This is a genomic window from Streptomyces sp. NPDC001903, from assembly GCF_042891345.1.
Classification (GTDB): Bacteria; Actinomycetota; Actinomycetes; order Streptomycetales; family Streptomycetaceae; genus Streptomyces.
This window is the reverse complement of record NZ_JBIASZ010000003.1, coordinates 451,966-472,961: the sequence shown is the minus strand read 5'-3', so window position 1 is coordinate 472,961 and position 20,996 is coordinate 451,966. Positions and strand designations below refer to the sequence as shown.

The 20,996-nt window shown below is 73.8% G+C and carries 20 protein-coding genes; 9 read left to right on the top strand and 11 right to left on the bottom strand.

Features of this window, described 5'->3' with window-relative positions; genetic code table 11:
- Positions 1 to 100 precede the first annotated feature (100 nt).
- Positions 101 to 559, bottom strand: coding sequence for a nuclear transport factor 2 family protein (locus tag ACFYZS_RS08885; RefSeq protein WP_389008422.1), 459 nt, complete (start codon positions 557 to 559; stop codon positions 101 to 103).
- Between the two features lie 81 nt (positions 560 to 640).
- Between ACFYZS_RS08885 and ACFYZS_RS08880 the strand changes: the two genes are divergently transcribed.
- Entirely contained in the window at positions 641 to 1,210 is a 570-nt protein-coding gene (locus ACFYZS_RS08880) for a PadR family transcriptional regulator (RefSeq protein WP_389008419.1), read from the top strand.
- The gene (locus ACFYZS_RS08875; protein ID WP_389008416.1) at positions 1,197 to 1,973 is read left to right on the top strand and encodes an SGNH/GDSL hydrolase family protein; all 777 of its coding nucleotides are present in this window, start codon (positions 1,197 to 1,199) and stop codon (positions 1,971 to 1,973) included. Before ACFYZS_RS08880 ends, ACFYZS_RS08875 begins: the two co-directional genes overlap by 14 nt.
- 4 nt (positions 1,974 to 1,977) lie before the next feature.
- Here the strand turns inward: ACFYZS_RS08875 and ACFYZS_RS08870 are convergent, their stop codons facing one another.
- The 6 genes from ACFYZS_RS08870 to ACFYZS_RS08845 all read right to left on the bottom strand — a co-directional run bounded on the left by ACFYZS_RS08870 (position 1,978) and on the right by ACFYZS_RS08845 (position 7,598).
- Positions 1,978 to 3,168: a low temperature requirement protein A gene (locus tag ACFYZS_RS08870; protein ID WP_389008413.1), complete on the bottom strand. Its 1,191-nt coding sequence runs from the start codon at positions 3,166 to 3,168 to the stop codon at positions 1,978 to 1,980.
- 64 nt (positions 3,169 to 3,232) lie between these two features.
- Positions 3,233 to 5,230, bottom strand: a complete 1,998-nt coding sequence (locus ACFYZS_RS08865) for a hypothetical protein (RefSeq protein ID WP_389008410.1) — start codon at positions 5,228 to 5,230, stop codon at positions 3,233 to 3,235.
- 90 nt (positions 5,231 to 5,320) lie between these two features.
- Positions 5,321 to 6,073 (bottom strand): hypothetical protein, encoded by a 753-nt coding sequence (locus ACFYZS_RS08860; RefSeq protein WP_389008408.1) that lies wholly within the window; start codon positions 6,071 to 6,073, stop codon positions 5,321 to 5,323.
- A 42-nt stretch (positions 6,074 to 6,115) separates the two neighbouring features.
- Positions 6,116 to 6,484: a hypothetical protein gene (locus ACFYZS_RS08855; protein ID WP_389008405.1), complete on the bottom strand. Its 369-nt coding sequence runs from the start codon at positions 6,482 to 6,484 to the stop codon at positions 6,116 to 6,118.
- 77 nt (positions 6,485 to 6,561) lie between these two features.
- On the bottom strand, positions 6,562 to 7,269 hold the full coding sequence (locus ACFYZS_RS08850; RefSeq protein WP_389008402.1) for an aspartate/glutamate racemase family protein: 708 nt from the start codon (positions 7,267 to 7,269) through the stop codon (positions 6,562 to 6,564).
- A gap of 137 nt (positions 7,270 to 7,406) precedes the next feature.
- On the bottom strand, positions 7,407 to 7,598 hold the full coding sequence (locus tag ACFYZS_RS08845) for a hypothetical protein (RefSeq protein WP_037845637.1): 192 nt from the start codon (positions 7,596 to 7,598) through the stop codon (positions 7,407 to 7,409).
- A 211-nt stretch (positions 7,599 to 7,809) separates the two neighbouring features.
- Here ACFYZS_RS08845 and ACFYZS_RS08840 point away from each other — a divergent pair, with 211 nt between their 5' ends.
- Positions 7,810 to 10,149, top strand: coding sequence for a HelD family protein (locus ACFYZS_RS08840; RefSeq protein WP_389008838.1), 2,340 nt, complete (start codon positions 7,810 to 7,812; stop codon positions 10,147 to 10,149).
- 43 nt (positions 10,150 to 10,192) lie between these two features.
- On the opposite strand, the gene ACFYZS_RS08835 is transcribed toward ACFYZS_RS08840, so the two are convergent.
- Positions 10,193 to 11,101, bottom strand: a complete 909-nt coding sequence (locus ACFYZS_RS08835; RefSeq protein WP_389008399.1) for a helix-turn-helix domain-containing protein — start codon at positions 11,099 to 11,101, stop codon at positions 10,193 to 10,195.
- Between the two features lie 101 nt (positions 11,102 to 11,202).
- On the opposite strand from ACFYZS_RS08835, the gene ACFYZS_RS08830 reads away from it, so the two are divergent.
- The 4 genes from ACFYZS_RS08830 to ACFYZS_RS08815 all read left to right on the top strand — a co-directional run bounded on the left by ACFYZS_RS08830 (position 11,203) and on the right by ACFYZS_RS08815 (position 16,503).
- On the top strand, positions 11,203 to 12,690 hold the full coding sequence (locus ACFYZS_RS08830; protein WP_389008396.1) for an MFS transporter: 1,488 nt from the start codon (positions 11,203 to 11,205) through the stop codon (positions 12,688 to 12,690).
- A 162-nt stretch (positions 12,691 to 12,852) separates the two neighbouring features.
- A complete protein-coding gene (locus tag ACFYZS_RS08825; protein ID WP_389008393.1) occupies positions 12,853 to 14,172 on the top strand; it encodes a cytochrome P450 in 1,320 nt (439 codons plus the stop codon).
- An 86-nt stretch (positions 14,173 to 14,258) separates the two neighbouring features.
- Entirely contained in the window at positions 14,259 to 14,873 is a 615-nt protein-coding gene (locus ACFYZS_RS08820) for a TetR family transcriptional regulator (protein ID WP_389008390.1), read from the top strand.
- A complete protein-coding gene (locus ACFYZS_RS08815) occupies positions 14,857 to 16,503 on the top strand; it encodes an isovaleryl-CoA dehydrogenase (RefSeq protein ID WP_389008387.1) in 1,647 nt (548 codons plus the stop codon). The genes ACFYZS_RS08820 and ACFYZS_RS08815 overlap by 17 nt, the downstream gene beginning before the upstream one ends.
- A 158-nt stretch (positions 16,504 to 16,661) precedes the next feature.
- Here the strand turns inward: ACFYZS_RS08815 and ACFYZS_RS08810 are convergent, their stop codons facing one another.
- Entirely contained in the window at positions 16,662 to 17,153 is a 492-nt protein-coding gene (locus ACFYZS_RS08810; RefSeq protein WP_389008384.1) for a DUF3995 domain-containing protein, read from the bottom strand.
- Between the two features lie 66 nt (positions 17,154 to 17,219).
- Between ACFYZS_RS08810 and ACFYZS_RS08805 the strand changes: the two genes are divergently transcribed.
- A complete protein-coding gene (locus tag ACFYZS_RS08805) occupies positions 17,220 to 17,834 on the top strand; it encodes a TetR/AcrR family transcriptional regulator (RefSeq protein WP_389008381.1) in 615 nt (204 codons plus the stop codon).
- A 40-nt stretch (positions 17,835 to 17,874) separates the two neighbouring features.
- Here the strand turns inward: ACFYZS_RS08805 and ACFYZS_RS08800 are convergent, their stop codons facing one another.
- Positions 17,875 to 18,462, bottom strand: coding sequence for a TetR family transcriptional regulator (locus ACFYZS_RS08800; RefSeq protein ID WP_389008378.1), 588 nt, complete (start codon positions 18,460 to 18,462; stop codon positions 17,875 to 17,877).
- A gap of 100 nt (positions 18,463 to 18,562) precedes the next feature.
- Between ACFYZS_RS08800 and ACFYZS_RS08795 the strand changes: the two genes are divergently transcribed.
- Positions 18,563 to 19,546, top strand: coding sequence for an aldo/keto reductase (locus tag ACFYZS_RS08795; protein WP_389008375.1), 984 nt, complete (start codon positions 18,563 to 18,565; stop codon positions 19,544 to 19,546).
- 25 nt (positions 19,547 to 19,571) lie between these two features.
- Here the strand turns inward: ACFYZS_RS08795 and ACFYZS_RS08790 are convergent, their stop codons facing one another.
- On the bottom strand, positions 19,572 to 20,990 hold the full coding sequence (locus ACFYZS_RS08790; protein WP_389008372.1) for an amidase: 1,419 nt from the start codon (positions 20,988 to 20,990) through the stop codon (positions 19,572 to 19,574).
- Positions 20,991 to 20,996 lie beyond the last annotated feature (6 nt).

The window sequence follows — 20,996 nt, the reverse complement described above, 5'->3', positions numbered from 1 at the left end:
AGCCCTTCGCGAGCTTGTTGTCCCAGGCGGGCTGCTGGGCCGAGCGGATGTCCACCGGTTTCCTCCGGGCGTGCGTACGATCGCTTGCTGCCCCGGCAGCCTAACGACCGGCGGGCCCCGCGGCCGGGGCCAGGCCGTCGGCGACCAGGCCCGCGAGGACCGCCTCGCCCAGGGCGTGCACCGCGGACTGCGGCCGGACCATCACGGTGAACTCCTTGATCCGGCCGTCCTCGGCGAAGTGGACCAGGTCGATGCCGTGGATCGCCTTGCCGCCCACCGTGGCCCGGAACAGCAGGACCTCCGAGGGGGCCACGGAGCCGTCGACGCCGGTCTCGGCGCTGCCGGTGTACTGGCCGATGTAGCGGAAGTCCTCGAAGGTGCGCAGGAGCACCCCGAAGAGCCCCAGCACCATCGGCCGCCCCTCGAACGGCGTGAACTTCACGGGGCTGTACAGGCGCACGTCCTCGGTGAACAGGGCCTCCAGCGCCGCGAGGTCACGGCTGTCGACGGCGGCGCGGAAGCGGTCTGCTGCGGTCACGGCTTCTCCCTGAGAGGTCATCTACTCATCAATGTGATTAGTCAGTTTCTTGAGTATCATGCGGGCAGTGTCCGTGCACAGAGGCGAGAAGGAGGCGATCCGATGGCTTTGCGCCACGCCGTACTGGCGGCGCTGCTGGACGAGGAGCTGAGCGGGTACCAGTTGGCGAAGGCCTTCGACCTCGGCGTCGCGAACTTCTGGCACGCCCTCCCGCAGCAGCTCTACGCCGAGCTGGCCCGGCTGGAGCAGGACGGGCTGATCGCCGGCCGGGAAATCGTCCAGGACACCCGGCCCAACAAGCGCCTGTTCGCCGTCACCGGCGCCGGGCTGGCCGAGCTGGACCGGTTCACCGCCGCCGCCACCAAGCCCTCCTCCATCCGCGACGACCTCATCGTCAAGGTCCAGGCCGCCGACCACGTCGACACCGCGACGCTCATCGCGCAGCTCACCGAGCGCGCCGCCTTCGCCCGGGCCAAGGTCGACCTGTTCGGCGGCCTGCTGCGCACCATGCGCGGCGAGCGCGGCGAAGAGGAGTTCCTGCGCGTCGGCGAGCGCATCGGCCCGTACCTGACCTGCCTGCGCGGTCTCGCCTTCGAGCAGGGCAACCGCGACTGGTGCGAGCGCACGATCGCGGTCCTGCGGGAGCGGGAGGCGGCCCGTGCCGCGCGCTGAGCACCCCTACCTGCGGTACGTGGCCCTCGGCGACAGCCAGACCGAGGGCCTCGGGGACGGCGACGACAGCACCGGCCTGCGGGGGCTGGCCGACCGGCTCGCCGAGCACCTCGCGCTCCACAAACCCGGTGTGCGGTACGCCAACCTGGCCGTCCGCGGCCGGCTCGCCGGGCAGGTCCGAGCCGAGCAGCTCGCACCGGCCCTCGCGCTGCGCCCCGACCTCGCCACCGTGGTCGCCGGGGTCAACGACATCCTGCGGCCGCGTTTCGACGCCGACGAGGTCGCCGGCCACCTGGAGGCGATGTTCGCCGCGCTCACCGCCCAGGGCGCCCGGGTCCTCACCATGACCTTCCCGGACCTCGCGCGGATCACCCCGCTCGCCCGGCCGCTCACCCCGCGCGTGAACGCCCTCAACGACCGGATCCGCACGGCCGCGGCCCGCCACGGCGTGACCGTCGTGGAGACGGGACACCATCCGGTGGTCACCGACCCCCGGCTGTGGAGCGCGGACCGGCTGCACGCCGGTCCGCTCGGCCACGAGCGGATCGCCGCCTCGCTGGCGGACGCCCTCGGGCTGCCGGGCAGCGACGACTCGTGGACGCACCCGCTGCCCGAGGCCCGGCCGGCCCGGCCCACGATCGCCGCCGAACTGCGCTGGGCCGCAGCCTTCCTGGGCCCCTGGCTGGGCAGGCGCCTGCGCGGCCGCTCCTCGGGCGACGCCCGCACGGCCAAACGCCCGCAGCTGCTCCCGGTGCTGCCGTGAGGGGTCAGGCGGTGGCCGCCGCCGCAAGGCGGCGGCGCTGCAGCTTGCGCGCGTAGAAGAGGTGCGCGATGGCCTCGGCGGCCAGCAGCAGGACGACCAGCCAGGGCGCGAGGTGGCCGGCGGCCCAGACGACGAGCAACGGGATTCCGATGCCGGGAACGGCCCATACGGCGACGGCGGCGGGCGAGCGGCCGTACCGCAGCGCGATGGCCGCGTGGGCCGCGTGGTAGAGGGCCAGTCCGCCGGCCAGCACCCACACCGCGCCGGTCGGCAGGTTCGCGTGGTCGGCCTCCTCGACGGCGGTGGCCAGCCCGGCCGCCATGCACAGGACGCCCGCGGTCACGAAGAAGTGCAGGAAGCCGGCCACGTCGCGGGCGAGCAGGTAGGCCTGGCGGTCGTCCGCCCCGGCGAGCATCAGCTCGGCCGACGTCGAGCCGAAGTCGAAGTACGACCACCAGAGCGCGGCGAGGAGGACGAAGCCGAGGACGCCGACGACCGCGGCCCGCGGGGTCCAGGTGTGGTCGGCCGAGGTCACCAGCGCGATCACGGACTCGCCGAGCACGATGATGACGAAGAGGCCGACCCGCTCGACGATGTGCCCGGTGTCGAGCCGGGCGGGCAGCCCGCGGCCGCGCGCGGTGAGCAGCAGCGCCATCTCGGCGGCGATGAGCACCGCCCACACGACGTACTGCCAGGGCGCGGGCACCGCGGCCGAGGCGGCCCACAGCAGGCCCGAGGCCAGGCAGTAGCTCAGCGGGCGCCAGCGCGGGACGCGCACCGGTTCGGGGTACTTGGTGGCAGGCCACCACAGCCCGAGCAGCACCAGCCGGGTGCCGGCGTACCCGAGGGCGTAGACGGAGCCGCGGTCCGTGTCGGCCTCGGGCACGGCGCAGGCCATGACGGCGATGCAGAGCATGGCGGACAGCATGAGCAGCCGGCGGCGGGGCCTGTCGTCGACGAAGAGGTTCGCCGAGACCATGAGGTTGATCCACAGCCACCAGGGCGGGAAGTAGAGCCCCAGGAACACGGCGAAGTCGCGCGGGCTCGGATCGCCGTGCAGCCGGTGCGAAAGCTGGGCGGCGAGCGCCACGAAGACGAGGTCGAAGAAGAGTTCCAACCAGTCGGCGTGCCGCCCCTCCTGCTGGTGGCCGCCGCCGTCCGGCTCCGCGCCGGCTCCCGACTGAGGTGTGCCCATGGGTCCGCCCGGGTCCGTGCCGCCGCCCTCGCGGCCTGCTTGCCCGTATGACATCACGGTGTGCCTAGGCGAGGACGCGTGACGCGGCACGGGCCTGCAGGGCCCGCCGCCGTCCGGCGGCCGCGGCCAGCAGTACGCAGGCGGTGGCCAGGCACACGGCCAAGGAGGACACCGTGATCGACAGGGACACCACCGGAGTGCCCACCGAGAGGGCGGAGGTCGCCAGCAGGGCGGCGACCATGCCCATGCCGTTGATCAGGTTGAGCCGGCGGTTCGCGTAGACGTGCAGCACCTCGGCGCTGCCGGAGGCATGCTGACGCCGGTTCTGGAGCTGTTCCAGGATGCCGGCCATGAACACGGCGACGGGGATCACACGGGACCACTCGGCGTACTCCACGAAGAGCTCCACGATCGTCGCGGCCAGGCAGACGAGCAGGCAGAGCAGGTTGACCCAGGTGACGCGGCGGACGTCCTTGCGGCGCGGCACGTAGTACAGCCGGAGCTTGGTGAGTCCCACCCGGTGGGGCCCCTCCCCGGCGGGTCCCTCGCTCTCCGGGGACTCCCGGAAGCTGACGTCGAACTGCTCCGGCAGGCCTTGGGGGACGCCCTCGTCCCAGTCGGACGGGGCGAAGACCGGTTCGACGGCCCACCGCGGGTCGGAGGTCCCGATGCCGGCCAGCTCGGCCCCTTCGGGGGTGGGGACGGTCAGCTGGTTGCGGGCCTCGGTCGGCAGGCAGAGGTCCAGCTCCGCCGATACGCCCAGCAGCCCGTGGCGGTGCAGGACGCATTTGCCGTCGTAGCCGTAGCGCAGCCGCGGCGAGGTGCCGTACGCGGTGTCCAACTCGGCGACCAGCGGCAGGTAGCGGGTGGCCGCACGGATCCGGGCGCCCAGGTCGCCGCCCGTGACCTCGATCGCCCTCTCCAGCAGCGTCGCGACGGCATCGTGCTGGCGGCCCTGCACGGCGGAGCCGAGGGCGGCGGAGATCTCCCGCTGCGAGGCGCGCACCTCTAGGCCGCGGCCCCGGCCGGCGTCGCCGCCGGTGCGGGCGGGGCCGGAGTCGCCCTCCTCCCCTCCCTCGTCGGCGAGCCAGTACGAGACCGCGTTCGCGATGTACGACTGCACCTCGACCCGCTTCAGCGAGGGCACGACTCCGCCGTTCGCGTCCCGGATGTCGAGCTTGTCCAGCGTCTCGCCGTAGACCCACGGGAAGATGTCGATGACCGCGTGGGTGTCCCGGGTGCCGGAGGCGTACAGGGTCGAGGTGATGGAGTGGTACGCCTTGCGCCGGCCCACCACCTCCACCACGTGGTCGCGGAGCATGACGGTGTGCGGGAAGTGCGCGAACTCCTCCGCGACGGACAGGCTCGCGGACACCTGCGGCATGCCCCGCCGGTCCGGGCGCCGCCCGGCCTCCAGGGCCAGCGCCGCCGTCAGGGTGGGGGCGGGGGCCTGGCGTTCGCTGTAGTAGGTGACCAGGTCGCGGGCGAGCCGGCCGATCCGCGCGGCGGCCAGGTCGCGCGGGGGCCGGGAACCGGCCAGCAGCCCGTCCAGCCGTACGATCGCCCGGCCGTCGACCTCCGCCTGCGCGGCCAGGATCAGCGCGACGGACCGCACGACCTCCGCCAGGAGGGTCAGCTCGCGGGTGTCCGCCCCGGACTTCAGCGCGGCGGCCGCCGCCCGGCTCGCCGCCTCCGGATGGCCGGCGAGCAGGGCCGTGTGGGAGAAGGCCGCCAGTCGGCTCAGGGCCCGGTCCGGACGGGAACAGGCCAGGTGGTGGACCTGTTCGACGTACCAGCCGATCCTGTCGGTGTTGAACGGCTCGAGCGGCTGGTGGTAGTACGCGGCGGCCAGCCGGTGCGCGCGTCCGAGCGTCGCGGTCTCCTCCTCGCCGAGCCGGTCGAGGAGGTCCTTGCGCAGCAGGGGCCGCAGCCGGAACTCCTCGGTCGCGGCCATCGGGCGGGGCTCGATCACGGGGAGCCGTAGCAGCGGCCCGCTGTCGGCCGGGACCCCGAGCGCATCGGCGGTGTACGCGACGATGTCCGGATCGAACCAGTCGTACACGCAGAGGTGTTCGAGCAGCGAGCGGCGGGCGGGCGGCAGCGCGGCGAACGCACCGCGGATGCGGCGCAGGACGGGATCCGTGTCCAGGGGTCAGCCCTCCCGGGTGAAGTGGGACAGGAACTCCGAGATCGCCGAGGGCAGCCCGTCCAGTCGGCTGCACAGCTCCTCGGCGGAGCCCTTGAGCTCTTCGATGCCGGCCAGGTCGATCCACTCCTGGACGGTCGCGGCGTCGAACGGCGGCAGGATCAGGTTCCGGACGGCGCCGGCGTAGGGGTGCGAGAGGCCGGGGACGGTGCGCCCGGCGAGGAAGACGGTGATGCGGCGGGTGGCGAGCAGGTCCGGCAGGAAGCCGGTGCTGATCCAGCTCTGCAGCGGGGGCTCGCAGCGGTCGAAGCCGTCCAGGACCACGATCGGGCCGGAGCCGGGCCCGGTCGCCGACTCCGCGAGACGCGCGACGAGTTCGTCGCTCATCGCCGAGTTCTGCGTCTCGCGGTCGGCGTTGACGCTCAGGGCGATGTCGAGGTGCGAGCGGTTCATCGACATCCCCTGGAAGTTCACCGTCGGCACCTCGCCGTAGCGCTGCTTCAGCGCGCGGAAGGAGTCCATGCGGATGCCCTGCCCTGATGCCTGCCGGTATATGTGGTTCAGGACGTCGAAGGCCGCCCACGTGGTGGCGAGGTCGACGTAGCAGACCGTGCTGTCGCCGTGCCGGCGGTGGACCTCGACGAGCAGTGCGGTCTTGCCGATTCCCTCGTCGCCCTCGAAGAACAGGGCCCGGTGCGAGGCGCCGTCGCTGATCAGACGGGCGGCGTGCGCCAGTTGCTCGACGCGGTCCACGTGCACGCTGTCTTCCCCCCGGAAGTTCCCTGAGCGCTGCCGACCGGATCAGTTGGCGGGCTGCCCGGTGCCGGTGCCGGTACCAGGTCCGGTCCCGGGGCCGTTCCCGGGACCCGTTCCGGGGTCGGGCTCGGGGTCGTCGTCCTTGCGTACGACGATCCAGCTGTCCTTGACCTTGGTGTCCACGATCCCGACTTTGCCTCCCTTGACCGTGCTGACCAGGGATTTGAGGATCTTGGAGCGCTTCGTGTGCACGGCCTGCTCGGCCGGGTCACCCTCCGGGGCGGCCTCGACGGCGAGGCCCCACAGGCGGATCCGGAGCTTCTTGATCCGGTGTCGCATGGACCACAGGACGAGGCCCAGCACCACCACGACGACTGCGGCCACGGCGGCCTGCTGCCAGTTCTCGATGACCACGCCCACCCCCCTCGGTTGGCTTGATAGCGCCGAATGATGGCATGCAGCGGACCGCTCGATTCCGAGCAGCGATGGAATCAAGCCATGTGCGGACCGGTCGACAGCGCCGCCTCGACGGCGGCCTCGGCGTGGATCCGGGCGGTGGGGAAGACGGGTACGGGGCTGTCCCCGGCGCCGATCAGCAGCTCGATCTCGGTGCAGCCGAGGACGATCCCCTGGGCTCCGGCGGCCACGAGCCCCTCGATGACGTGCTGGTAGGCGGCGCGGGACTCGTCGCGGACGATGCCCAGGCACAGCTCCTCGTAGATCACCCGGTGCACGAGGGCCCGCCCCTCGGCGTCGGGGACGCACACCTCCAGCCCGCTCGCGGCGAGTCGGCCGCGGTAGAACTCCTGCTCCATCGTGAACGCGGTACCCAGCAGGCCGACGCGTGTCAGCCCCGCCGCCCGTACGGCGTCCGCGGTCGCATCGGCGAGGTGCAGCAGCGGCACCGTGATCCCCGCCTGGACCCGGTCGGCGACCTTGTGCATGGTGTTGGTGCAGATGAGGACGAGATCCGCGCCGGCCGCTTCGAGGCGGCGGGCGGCGTCCGCCAGCACCTCACCGGCCTCGGCCCACCGGCCCGCGGCCTGGAGCCGCTCGATCTCCGCGAAGTCCACGGAGTACAGCACGCACCGGGCCGAATGCAGCCCCCCGAGCCGGTCGCGCGTGAGTCGGTTCAACAGCCGGTAGTACTCGGCGGTCGACTCCCAGCTCATTCCTCCGAGCAGTCCGATCGTTTTCATAAGTGGATACGATAACAGCCGGAAAAGTCATAAGGATTACTTTGATCTACTGTCGGGCGGTGAACCACTCGCCGCCGGCGCCGGGAGGTCCCGGTGCCGGCGGCGGCTCGTGGTTCGACGGTTGGTCACCCCCACTGTCAGGACTCCGCGGAGCCCTCCCGCATGACGTCCTGGAAGGCCGTCATGCAGGGCATGCAGTGGTGGTCCGTTTCGGCGTTGCCTCCCGGCTGGAGGGGGCGGCCGCACAGGGTGGCCCGGCGGTCACGGGCGACGACGTGCCATACGAGGCCTGGCCCTGTGGCCGCCTCACCGACCTGCATTTCATACATGAGAGTGCTCCATGTGGTGGACAGCTCTGTGTCTCCACCAAAGCAGTGCATGGCGCCGAAAGCCTGACGGGTGAGCCGTCCGGGTGACATCGGCCCGCCGGAGTCGGTCATCTGTGCGATATGCGCGGGTCGTGCGCCGCGATACAGAAATACCCCGGATCAATTGACGGCCGGGGTATTCGTCTGCGTATATTTGATGTTTCACGCCTTGATGACGGCAGGGCGTGAAGAAGCTTTACGAGGACATCGTATCGGGTCGGGAGTGGAATTGTCAACTGTGGAATTCCGTAATGAGCAGCAATTCATCGACGCGCTCTATGCGCGCCTGGACGACCTGCGCGACCAGGCCGAACAGGCCGTGCAGCAGGCGCTGTCCGGGGGCGGCACCGGGTTTCAGGCGCGGCTGGAGCGGGACGTGGTCGTCGCCGAGCAGTCCGGTCTGCTTTCCGCGCTGAACGCCGGAGAGAACGGCCTGTGTTTCGGCCGCCTCGAGTTCTCCGACGGACAGGACCACCACATCGGCCGTATCGGAATCAGGCAGGACGACGCGGACCGCACCCCCCTGGTCCTCGACTGGCGGGCCGACGTGGCACGCCCGTTCTACCTCGCCACGGGGCATTTCCCGATGGGCCTGCGCCGGCGCCGCCACATCACCACCCGCGGCCGCGAGGTCACCGCCCTGCACGACGAGATCCTCGACCTCGCCGACACCGAGCGCACCGGCCACGAGGGGGCCGACGCCGACGCCGTGCTGCTCGCCGCGCTCGACGCCGCCCGCACCGGCCGCATGCACGACATCGTCCAGACCATCCAGGCCGAGCAGGACCGCATCATCCGCTCGCCCCACCGCGGCGTACTGGTGGTGGAGGGCGGTCCGGGAACCGGGAAGACGGCCGTCGCCCTGCACCGGGCCGCCTACCTCCTCTACGCCCACCGCGAGCTGCTCGCCAAGCGCGGCGTGCTGATCGTCGGCCCCAACCCGGCGTTCCTCGGCTACATCGGCGAGGTCCTCCCCTCCCTCGGCGAGACCGGCGTCCTGCTCTCCACCCTCGGCGAGCTGTTCCCCGGCGTGCGCGCGACCGGCACCGACCGGCCCGGCGCCGCCGCGGTGAAGGGCCGCGCCGAGATGGCCGACGTGCTCGCCCTCGTCGTAGGCGACCGGCAGGCGCTGCCGGAGACCGTCCCCGCGGACAGCGGCGAGGACAGCGCCGTGCTGCCCGAGCCGGCCCTGGAGATCGACCACGACGACTACGGCACCCTGCGGCTGGACCGGACCATGGCGTACGAGGCCAGGGACCGGGCCCGCGCCACCGGGCTGCCGCACAACCTGGCCCGTCCCTACTTCGCCTTCCGCGTCATCGACTCCCTCACGCAGCAGCTCGCCGACCGGCTCGGCGCCGACCCGTACGGCGGCCCCAACCTGCTGGGCGCCGACGACATCGCGCAGCTCGGCAAGGAGATCGCGACCAGCGCCGAGGTGCACGCCGCGATCGACAGCCTCTGGCCACCCCTCACACCCCGGCAGCTCATCGCCGACTTCCTCGCCGACCCCACCCACCTCCCGGCCCACGAAGCCGAGTTGATCCGGCGCACCACCGACGACTGGACCCCCGCCGACATCCCGCTGCTCGACGAGGCCGCCGAGCTGCTCGGCTTCGACGACAGCGCGCAGCGCGCCGCCGAGGAGCGCGAACGGCAGGAGCGCATCGCGTACGCGCAGGGAGTCCTCGACCTGTCACAGGGGTCCGAGAGCTACGAGTTCGAGGACATGGAGAACGAGTTCCTCGCCGCGCACGACATCATCGACGCCGAGCGGATGGCGGAGCGGCAGGAGGAGGCCGACCACCGCAGCGCCGCCGAGCGGGCCGCCGCCGACCGCACCTGGGCCTTCGGGCACGTCATCGTCGACGAGGCGCAGGAACTGTCCGAGATGGCCTGGCGGTTGCTCATGCGGCGCTGTCCCACCCGGTCCATGACGCTGGTGGGCGATCCGGCCCAGACCGGCGACGAGGCGGGCTGCGGATCGTGGAAGCGGATCCTGGACCCGTACGTCGGCGACCGCTTCGAGCTGGTGCGCCTCGGCGTCAACTACCGTACGCCCGCCGAGATCATGGACCTCGCGGCCGCCGTGCTCCGGGCCCGCCACCCCGGGTTCGAGCCGCCGAGCTCGGTGCGGTCCACGGGGCGGCGGCCCTGGGTGCGGGAGACGGACGACCTGGCCGCGGCGGTCGCGCAGGCGGTGCGCGAAGGCGCCCCGGCGGAGGCCGGGGGGCGGGGCGGCCGGCTGGCGGTGATCGCGCCGCGCCCGCTGCACGGGGCGCTGGCGGCCGCACTGCCCGGCGTACGGGCGGGGGAGGAGCCGGACCTCACCCATCCGGTCGTGCTGCTGGACCCGCGCCAGGCCAAGGGGCTGGAGTTCGACTCGGTGATCGTCGTGGAGCCCGCGGACCACGAGCCGAGCGATCTGTACGTCGCCCTGACCCGGGCCACGCAGACCCTCGGGGTGGTGCACACGGGCCGGCTGCCGCAGGGGCTGGCCGAGCACCCGTAAAGCCGAGAACCCGTAAAGGGGGGCGGCGGGCAGGCGGGGGGCCTCAGACCGCGGTCGGCGCGAGGAGCTGCGGCGGCTCCGGCCGCTCCGGCCGTCCTCGGCGGGCCGGGAGCTCCAGCCCCGCCAGCCGCTCCAGGCCCGCCCGGCTCGCCTCGTCCACCGGCACCATCGTCACCAGGCGCGGGCCCGCCGCCGGCCCGAGCCACAGGTTGGTGTGCTCCAGGTGCAGCAGGCCGACGTGCGCGTTGCGGACGTACTTCGTCTTGGCACCCAGGCCGAGCACCTCGTGCCGCGCCCACAGCTCCCGGAACTCGGGCGAGCGCGCCTCCAGCCGCGCCAGCAGGGCCTTCCAGGCCGGCTCGGCGAGGTGCTCCGCCATCGCCGCCCGGAACTTGGCGACGATCGTGCGGTTCACCTCGGCGACGTCGGCCATCGACGCCCGCCAGTCCGCGTTGGTGAACGCCAGCCACAGGCAGTTGCGGTCCTCGCGCGGCACCGCGTCCAGGTCGCACAGCAGCCGCCCGTAGGTGGCGTTGTACGCGAGGATGTCGTACCGGCTGTTCTGGATGCAGGCCGGGATCGGCCCGAGCTGGTCGAGCATCGCCCGCAGCGCCGGGGTCACGCTCGGACACGGCGCGTGCGGGGCCGGATCGAGGCTGCCGGCCAGCGCGAAGAGGTGCGTGCGCTCGCTCGCGTCCAGCAGCAGCGCGCGTGCCAGGGCGTCCAGGACCTGCGGGGAGACCTGGATCTCGCGGGCCTGCTCCAGCCAGGTGTACCAGGTGACGCCGACGGCGGAGAGCTGGGCGACCTCCTCGCGCCGCAGCCCCGGGGTGCGCCGGCGGCGGCCGCGCACCAGCCCCACCTGCTCGGGCGTGATCCGCTCCCGGCGGCTGCGCAGGAATTCGGCCAGCTCGTGCCGGCGTACGTCGCTGTCGGGCGCAACAGTGGTCATGGAACCAGGGTGCCGCACCGCTCATCCCGTTGCCAGGTATTCCTTGTACCAGGATAAGAAGACTCTGGTACCAGGCTGAGCCCGGGGCGATCGTTTCCGTTGTGAGCGAAGCAACCGTACGCACCACCCGTCCCTCCCCGTCCGCCCCGGCGGGCCGCCCGGCCTCCGGGCCGGCCCCCGCCGCGGCCGCGCATCCCGGTCCCGCCCCGGCCGTGATCGGCCCGCTCGGGCTGTTCACCGTGCTGCTGGGCGCGGCCCTGCCCCTGATCGACTTCTTCATCGTCAACGTGGCGCTGCCCGCCATCGACAGCGACCTCGCGGCCGGACCGGCCACGCTGGAGCTGATCGTCGGCGGCTACGGCGTCGCGTACGCCGTGCTCCTCGTCCTCGGCGGCCGCCTCGGCGACATGGCCGGACGGCGCCGGCTCTTCCTGATCGGCATGGCCGCCTTCGGCGTCACCTCGCTGCTGTGCGGGCTGGCGCCCACCGCCTGGACCCTGGTCGGGGCGCGGGTGGCGCAGGGCGCCGCGGCCGCGCTGATGCTGCCGCAGGTGCTCGCCACCATCCAGGCGACCACCCGGGGGCCGCGCCGGGCCCGCGCGATGAGCCTGTACGGGGCCACCGCCGGGCTGTCCATGGTCGCCGGGCAGATCCTGGGCGGTGTCCTGGTCGCCGCCGACGTCGCCGGCTTCGGCTGGCGCTCGGTGTTCCTGGTCAACGTGCCGGTGGTGGTCCTCGGGCTGGTGCTCGCCACCCGCGCCGTGCCGGAGACCCGCTCGGACCGGCCGGCCTCGGTCGACGTACCGGGGACGCTGCTGCTCGCCCTGTCCCTCGTGTCCCTGCTGCTGCCGCTGACCGAGGGGCGGGCCGCGGGCTGGCCGCTGTGGACGTGGGTCTCGCTCGCGGTCTTCCCCGTGGCCGCCACGGCCTTCCACCGGACCGAGCGCCGCGCCGACCGGCTCGGCCGCACCCCGCTGGTGCCGCCGAGCCTGCTGCGGCTGCAGTCGCTGCGGCGCGGGCTGGCCCTGCTGGTGCCGTTCTCCATCGGCTTCAGCGGCTTCATGTTCGTCATCGCGGTGGTCCTGCAGCAGGGCCTGCGGATGGGGCCGGTGGAGGCGGGGCTCGCACTCGTGCCGATGGCGGTGGCCTTCTTCGGGGCCTCGCTCGCCGGTCCGAGGCTGGTCGGCCGGTTCGGCAGCCGCGTCGTCACCGCGGGCGGCGTCCTCCAAGGCGTCGGCGTCACCCTGCTCATCCTCGAGGTCCTGCACGGCTGGCCGGACCTCGGCCTGCTCTCGCTCGCCCCGGGCGTCGCGGTCGCCGGTCTCGGCCAGGGGCTCCAACTGCCCGTCCTGATGCGGCTGATGCTGTCCGACGTACCGGCCGACCGGGCGGGCGTGGGCGGCGGGGTCATGATCACCACCCAGCAGTCCGCCCTCGCCCTCGGCGTCGCCACCCTGGGCAGCCTGTTCCTCGCCCTGGTCCCGTCGGCGGGCATGCGGGACGCGCTCACCGTCACGCTGCTCGTCCAGCTCGCCATGATCGCCCTGACGGTGCTCCTGAGCCTGCGCCTGCCGAGGATGGTGCGCTAGGGGTGTCTTTTGGACCCGGCCGCGGCGCAGGCCCGCGGCCGGGTCCAGGGGCGTGGTGCCACGGGTCAGGCGTGGTGTCACGGGTCGCGCCCGCTCCCGTACAGTCCGTGATGCCCGGGCTCCGTCAGGGGCCGGGAACAGCGGCCGAAGAGGAGAAGACCCGTGGCGACCGAAGCCGGCTTTGACCCGCGTCCGCCCGCCGCCCCCACGGGGCGGCCGGTCCCGGAGCTGGACCCCGCCCTCGTGGAGCGGTGGCGCTCCGACGGCGCCGAACTGGTGGATCTGCTGGCCCTGGTACGCCAACGGCTCGGCGGGGTCGCGGCGTTCCGCCTGGGCCCGCGCCCCACGGTCCTGGTCACCGACCCCCCGGCGGTCCGGCACGTGCTGGCCCTCCACCCCGACCGGTACGTCAAACGCTCCCACCGCGCCCGCCTGTTGATCGGCGACGGCGTACTCGCCGCCACCGGCGAGGCCTGGAAGAGCCAGCGGCGGCTGCTGCAGTCCCAGTTCACCGGCACCGGCATGCGCCGCTACGAGCGGCGGATCGCGGAGGCGGCCCGCGTCACCGCCGAGCGCTGGGCCGCGTACGCCCGTACCGGGCAGCCGTTCGACGTCGGCCTGGAGATGCGCCGCTTCGCGCTGGACACCATCTGGCGCTCCCTCACCGGACATCCCCTCGACGACGGAACCGAGCGCGAACTGGGCGCCGTCGCCGCCGTGGTGGCCGCGATGCCGACCCTGCCGGCCGACACCGCCGGAGCCCGGGACGCCGTCGCCGCCGACCTCGCCAGGATCGACGCCGTCGCGCACCACGCCATCGCGGCCGCCCGCGGCGGCGAGGCCGGGCCCGACGGCCCGGGCCTCCTGCACCTCCTGACCGGCGCGGCGGCCGAACACCCCGAGTACACCGACCGGCTGATCCGCGACGAGCTGATCACGCTGCTCGTCGCCGGCCACGAGACCACCGCCACCACCCTGACCTGGCTCTACCTGCTGCTCGACCAACACCCTGCGGCCCGCGAGGAGGCCCTCGCCGCAGGCGCTCCCGGTTCGGCGGACCGCCGCCGAGCCGTCCAGGCCCTGGTCCACGAGACCCTCCGGCTCTACCCGTCGGCGTGGATCCTGCCCCGGCACGCCGTCGAGGCCGACGAGCTGGCCGGCCACGCCGTCGAAGCGGGCTTCGACGTGGTGGTCTGCCCGTACCTCACGCACCGCGACCCCGAACTGTGGCCGGACCCCGAGCGGTTCGACCCCCGCCGCTTCACCTCCCCGGACGGCCGCCCCACCCACCCCGGCGCCTACCTCCCCTTCGGCATCGGCCCCCGCGCCTGCCTGGGCCTCCGGTTCGCGCTCCGCGAGTCGACCGTCCTCCTCGAACACCTGCTGCCCGCGCACGTCCCGGTCTTCCGCTCCGTCCCGGCCAAGGCCGCCTACAGCATCACCGTCCGCCCCGACGGCCCCACCCCGGCGACCCTCGGCTAGGGGGTGTCTCGCCGATCGGGCCGGATCGCGGCCGGGACCCGGCCCGGGGCTGGTGTGAAGCAGTGAATCGGTGCTTCAATCCTTCCATGCCCTACCGTCGCCCGCCCTCCGTACAGGCCCGCCTCGACGCCCGGCGCGAGCGGGTGCTCGAAGCCGCCGTCCGCCTGCTGTCCCGGGAGGGGTACGGCGGCTGCTCGGTGGCGGCCATCGCCGCCGAGGCCGGGATCTCCACCGGCAGCGTGTACCAGTCGTTCTCCGGGAAGTCCGAGCTGGCCGCCGCGCTCTTCCGCGCGCTCGTGGCCCGGGAGCTGGAGGCGGTGACCGCCGCGGCGGAGCGGCCGGGCGGCGCCGCGCAGCGGGTGGCCGCCGCCGTCGAGACCTTCGCGTACCGGGCGCTGCAAGCGCCGCGCCGGGCCTTCGCCCTGCTGGCGGAGCCGGCCGATCCCGCCGTCGACACCGAACGCCTCGTCTTCCGGCGGGCGTTCCGCGACGTGTACGCGCAGCAGATCGCGGCGGGCGTGGCCGCCGGAGAACTGCCCGCGCAGTCGCCCGAGCTGACGGCCGCCGCGCTCGTCGGCGCGATCGCCGAAGCGCTCGTCGGTCCCCTGGCCGACGGGGACGCGGCCCCGGGGGACGTCATCCCCGGCCTGATCACCTTCACCCTGCGTGCCCTTGGAGGACACGATGCCGCAGACGCATGAGGTCACCAACCAGGTGCCCCCGCACCACGGTTACGACGCGGCCGCCGACCCGGCCCTGCTGGAGGCGGTCGCCCGCGAGGGCGCCGCGTGGGCGATACCCGAGCTCCACCGGCTCGGCGCCCTCGCCGGCTCCGAACAGGCCGCGGAATGGGGCCGCGTGGTCAACGAGAACCCGCCCGTGCTGCGCACCCACGACCGCTACGGCCACCGCGTCGACGAGGTGGAGTTCCACCCGTACTGGCACGAGCTGATGCGCACCGCCGTCTCCCACGGGATGCACGCCGCGCCCTGGGCCGACGACCGGGCCGGGGCGCACGTCGCACGGGCCGCGAAGTTCCTCGTCTGGGGCCAGGTCGAGGCGGGCCACTCCTGCCCGGTCTCCATGACGTACGCCGCCGTACCGGCGCTGCGCGCCACCCCGGAGCTCGCCGCATGGCTGGAGCCGCTGCTCGCCTCCCGCACGTACGACTACGGACTGCGCCGGCCGGACACCAAGCAGGGCCTGATCGCGGGCATGTCGATGACCGAGAAGCAGGGCGGTTCCGACGTACGCGCCAACACCACGACCGCCGTCCCGGCCGCGGACGGCACCTACCGGCTGACCGGGCACAAGTGGTTCACCTCCGCGCCCATGTCGGACGTCTTCCTCACGCTGGCCCAGGCCCCGGGCGGGCTCTCCTGCTTCCTGCTGCCGCGGGTGCTGCCGGACGGGAGCCGCAACCGGCTGCTGCTCCAGCGCCTCAAGGACAAGCTCGGCAACCGGTCCAACGCCTCCGCCGAGATCGAGTACGACGATGCCTTCGGCTGGCTGGTGGGGGAGGAGGGGCGCGGCGTCGCGACCATCATCGAGATGGTCAACATGACCCGGCTCGACTGCGTGCTCGGCGGGGCGTCCGGCATGCGCCTCGGCACCATCCGCGCCGTCCACCACGCCACGCACCGGCGGGCGTTCGGGAAGGCGCTCGTCGACCAGCCCCTGATGCGCAACGTCCTCGCCGACCTCGCCCTCGAATCCGAGGCGGCGACCGCCGTCGCCCTGCGCCTGGCGGGCGCCACGGACCGGGTCTCCCAGGGCAGCCAGGACGAGGCGCTGCTGCGCCGGCTGGGGCTGGCCGTCACCAAGTACTGGGTCTGCAAGCGCGCCCCCGGGCATGCCGCCGAAGCCCTCGAATGCCTGGGCGGCAACGGCTACATCGAGGACTCCGGCATGCCGCGCCTCTACCGGGAGGCCCCGCTGTCGTCGATCTGGGAGGGCTCCGGCAACGTCGCCGCCCTGGACTCGCTGCGGGCCATGGCCCGGCAGCCGGAGACCGTCGAGGCCTTCTTCGAGGAGGTCGGGCTGGCGGCGGGGGCCGACCGGCACCTGGACGCGGCGGTGGCCGGGCTCCACAAGCAGCTGGCCGATCCGGCCGAGGCCGAGTACCGGGCCCGGCAGCTCACCGAGACGATGGCCCTGGCCTTCCAGGCGTCGCTGCTGCTGCGCCACGCCCCGGGCGCGGTGGCGGAGGCCTTCTGCGCCTCGCGCCTGGGCGGCGAGCACGGCGGCGCGTACGGGACGCTCCCGACGGGCGTGGACACGGAAACCATCCTGGACCGGGCCCGGACCGCAGCCGAGACGACGACCGCCTGACGCAACCGCGCCGACCGGCGCCGGGCCCGCGGGCCGTACGCGGCTCTGCTCGCAGCGCGCTGGTGGCCCGGCGGCCTCGTGGCCCGGCGGCCTCGCGGCCGGGTTCGGCGGCCGGGCCGAGCCGCGTACGGCCGCGCCCGCCGCGGGGTCGCCGCCGGTCAGGCGCGGCGGCGCCGGGTGCGCAGGGCCACGTATCCGCTGAGCCCGCCCAGCGCGACGCACAGCGGCGAGTAGAGCCGCAGGTCCCAGCGGCGGAACTCGGCCGGCTTGGACCCCAGTGCGAGCCCGGAGGCAGCCAGCCCGCCGAGCCCCCGCGCCGCCAGGGTTCCGGACACCGCCCACAGACCGGCGCGTACCGGCCGGCCGGCGCCGAACCGGCCGGGCGGCCGGGCCGCGGTCGCCACCAGCCCGGCGGCGGCGCCGAGCGCGCCCGCCACCGCGAGCGTCAGCGGCCCGGACGGCAGCCGCGCCTCCTCCACCCCGACCACCACGGCCGCGAATTCGGCCCGCGAACGCAGCGGCCACGGGGAGAACACCCACACCACGTGCAGGGCCCCCGCCGCGAGCAGCCCCCCGGCCGCCGCCACCGCGGCACCCCGCACCCCGGCGCCCGCGTGCTCCGCACCGACTCCACTGGTCATGGCGCTCATGCCGTCACCCTCTCCCCGGTTCCATACACCGCTGTATGGATTGTTCCGTACAGTACTGTACGGAACATGGCCAAGGGGAGAGTGACCAAGGACGAGTGGACGGCGGCGGCGCTCCGCGCCCTGGCCCGGGGCGGACTCGCGGCGGTTGCGGTGGACGTGCTCGCCCGTGAACTCGCTGTCTCGCGCGGCAGTTTCTACTGGCACTTCGAGAACCGGGAAGCCCTGCTCGTGGCCGCCCTGGAGGCGTGGGAGCGGCACGCCACGGCCGAGGTCATCACCGCCGTCCGGGACGAGGACGATCCGTGGACCCGGGCGCGGATGCTGTTCGCCGTCGCGCTGGGCTCCGAGGAGATCGCCGGCCTGGAGCCGGCGCTGGTCGCGCACACCGCCCATCCGGCGGTCGCCGAGGTCGTCGCCCGGGTCACCCGGACCCGGCTGGACTTCCTCGCGGAGATCTTCGGCGGACTGGGCTTCGGGCCGGGGGAGGCCCGCCACCGCGCCCTGGCCGGGTACGCCGCCTACCTGGGCTGGCTGGAACTGCGCAGGACCGCCCCCGACACGGCCCCCGAGGTGCTGCCGCGGGGGCCGGGTGCCGAGGCGGCACTCGACCACCTCGTCACCATGATCCTGACCCCGCCGCCGCCGCCGAGGACGCCCGGGCCCGTGCCCCCGCCCGCGTAGGCCGCCGGGGGCGGAGTGGGGGCGCCGCCGCCGAGGGGCGTCAGGCCCCGCCGCGCGGGGGAGCCGTCGCGCGGCGGACGGCCTCCGTCACCGCCGTGCGGTGGTGTGCGAGCCGCTCGGGCTCCCAGCCGGTGCCCGACTCGCCCGCCGCCGGGCCGCCCACCGCGCCGAACCAGGCCTGGGACAGGCCGATCACCAGGGTGAGGACGTCCGCCGGGTCCATCGCGGCGTCGACGTGCCCCGCCTTCTGTGCCGCCTCCACCGCCGCGATCTTGCCGCGGTACGCCGCCGACTCCGTGTCCGTGGCGCCGGGCCGCTCCAGCTGCTTCCACAGCATCAGCCGAATCAGGGCCGGCTGTGCCACGAGGTGGTCGAAGACGGCGCCCGCGTAGCCCGGCAGGTCCTCGGCGTCGAAGGGGACCGACTCCGCACCCGTCTCCAGCGCCCGCTGGAGCACGGCGTCGAAGAGCTGTTCCTTGTTGCCGTAGTAGACGTAGATGAGCCGCTTGTTCGCCTGCGCGGCCTCGGCGATGCGGTCGACGCGCGCGCCGGCGATGCCGTACGCGGCGAACTCGGAGAACGCCGCGTCGAGCAGGCGTGCCTTGGTCGCGCTGGAATCCCGTGCCATGCCCGCAGCCTAGCAAGTAACTATCTGGTTATTGACATGCGACGCGAGCCGAGTGCATAGTCGAACTATCCAGTTAGTTACTTACGGAGGAGCACACGCCATGGAGATCCGCGCACTGGGTGGTCAGGGCCTTGAGGTCGGCGCCGAAGGCCTCGGCCTGATGGGCATGAGCGCCCACTACGGAGCCACCGACGAGACCGAGTCCCTCGCCACCATCGACCGCGCCCTGGAGCTCGGCGTCACCCTGCTCGACACCGCCGAGGGGTACGGCCCCTTCCTCAACGAGCAGCTCCTCGGCAAGGCCCTCGCCGGCCGCCGGGACGCCGCCGTCGTCGCCACCAAGACGGGTGTGGAGTTCACCGACGAGGGCGCCTTCCGCGGCCACAACGCGACCCCCGAGTACATCCGCCGCTCGGCCGACCGCTCCCTGCGCCACCTCGGCACGGACCACATCGACCTGTACTACCTGCACCGCGTCGACCCGAACGTCCCGATCGAGGAGAGCGTCGGCGCCCTGGCCGAGCTCGTCGCCGCCGGCAAGGTCCGCCACATCGGCCTGTGCGAGGCCGCGCCCGCCACGATCGCCCGCGCCCACGCCGTGCACCCGCTCGCCGCCGTGCAGACCGAGTACAGCCTCTTCGAGCGCGGCATCGAGTACGACGGCGTCCTCGACACCCTGCGCGAGCTCGGCATCGGGCTCGTCGCGTACTCGCCGCTCGGCCGGGGCTTCCTGTCCGGCGCGATCACCACCCCGGACGACTTCGCGGCGGACGACTTCCGCCGTACGGACCCCCGCTTCCAGGGCGAGAACTTCGACCGCAACCTGGCCGTGGTCGACCAGGTCCGCCGCCTCGCCGCGGAGAAGGGCGTCACCCCCTCGCAGCTGGCCCTGGCCTGGACCCTGCGCCAGGGCGCCGTGCCGATCCCGGGCACCAAGCGCCGCCGGTACCTGGAGGAGAACATCGCCGCCACCGCGGTGACGATCACGGACGCCGAGCTGGCCGCCATCGACGCGGTGGCCCCGCACGGAGTGGTCTCGGGCGACCGCTACGCCCCGGAGCTGATGAAGTCCCTGAACGGCTGACGCGCGCCCGGCGGCGGGGGAGGCGTCACCCGCGGGGGTCCAGCGGGGTGAGGACGCCGAGGCGGTTCTCGATCGCCTGGGCGGCGTCCAGGCACAGGTCCTCCCGGAACGCGCGTCCGACGATCTGCACCCCGCACGGGAGGCCGTCGGCCAGACCCGTCGGCACGGCCACGGCCGGGACGCCCACGAAGCTGGTCACGGTGCACAGGCGCATGCCCGCCGCGACGCGCTCCCGGCCCGGCACGTCACGCGATTCCAGCCCCGGCTCCACCGGCGGCTCGGTGAACACGGGGCCGAGCAACAGCGGGTACTCGTCCAGGAATTCGGCCCATGAGCGGCGGATGCCCAGCCAACTGCCCGTCAGTGCGACGAGTTCGGCCGCGCTCGCGGGCGGGGTGCGCTCCATGGCCATCGCGATGTACCGGTCGCCGCCCGCGCCGAGCAGCGTGCGCACCACGGGCCAGCTCGGGGCGAACTCGGTCACGGTGATCCGGCCGTACGCGTCGAGGGCCTCGGCCATGCGCGGTACGTCCGCCACCTCGCGTACGTCGTACCCGGCGTCCCGCAGCGCGCCGGCCGCGGCCGCCACGGCCGCGCGCACCGAGGGGTGGACGCCCTGTCCGCCCGGGTCCGCCACCACGGCGACCTTCAGGGCCGCCGGCGGCAGCGGTTCTCCGTGGAGCGGCGCCGGCACGGCCCGCGGATCGCGCGGATCGGTCCCGGCGAGCACCTCGTACGCCAGCCGGAGGTCGCCCACCGACCGCGCCAACGGCCCGTCGGTGACGAGCATCTGGGACGCCGGGCCCGGGTCGTCCGGGCCGAGGACGCGGAGGTCCGCCGGGAACCGGCCCGTGGACGGCTTCAGCCCCGCCACCCCGCAGAACTGGGCCGGGATGCGCACCGATCCGCCCGAGTCGTTGCCCAGTCCCAGCGCCGCCATGCCCGTCGCGACGGCCACCGCGTCGCCCCCGCTGCTGCCGCCCGGGGTCCGGCCGCGGTCCCACGGGTTGACGGTGTCGCCGAACAGCTCGCTGCGGGTGTGCATCCCGGCCAGGACCAGGGTGGGTACGTTCGCGTGCCCGATCGGCACGGCTCCCGCCGCGCGCAGCCGGGCCACCGGGAGCGCATCGGCCGGTGCCACCAGATCGCGGAAGCGCGGGGTGCCGAAGGTGGTCGGCACCCCTTCGACGGCGGTGGTCTCCTTCACGGTGAACGGCACGCCCGCCAGCGGCCCCAGCGCCCCGCCCCCGGCCCGCAGCCGGTCGGTGCGCGCCGCGGCCGCACGGGCGCGCTCCGCCATCACCTGAGTGACCGCGTTCACCTGCGGGTTGACCTCGGCGATGCGCTCCAGGTGGTTCTCGACCAGCTCCGCGGCCGACACGTCGGCCCGGCGCACGGCCTCCGCCTGCGCGGCGGCCGACATCTTCCACAAGGGATCCATCATCGTGCG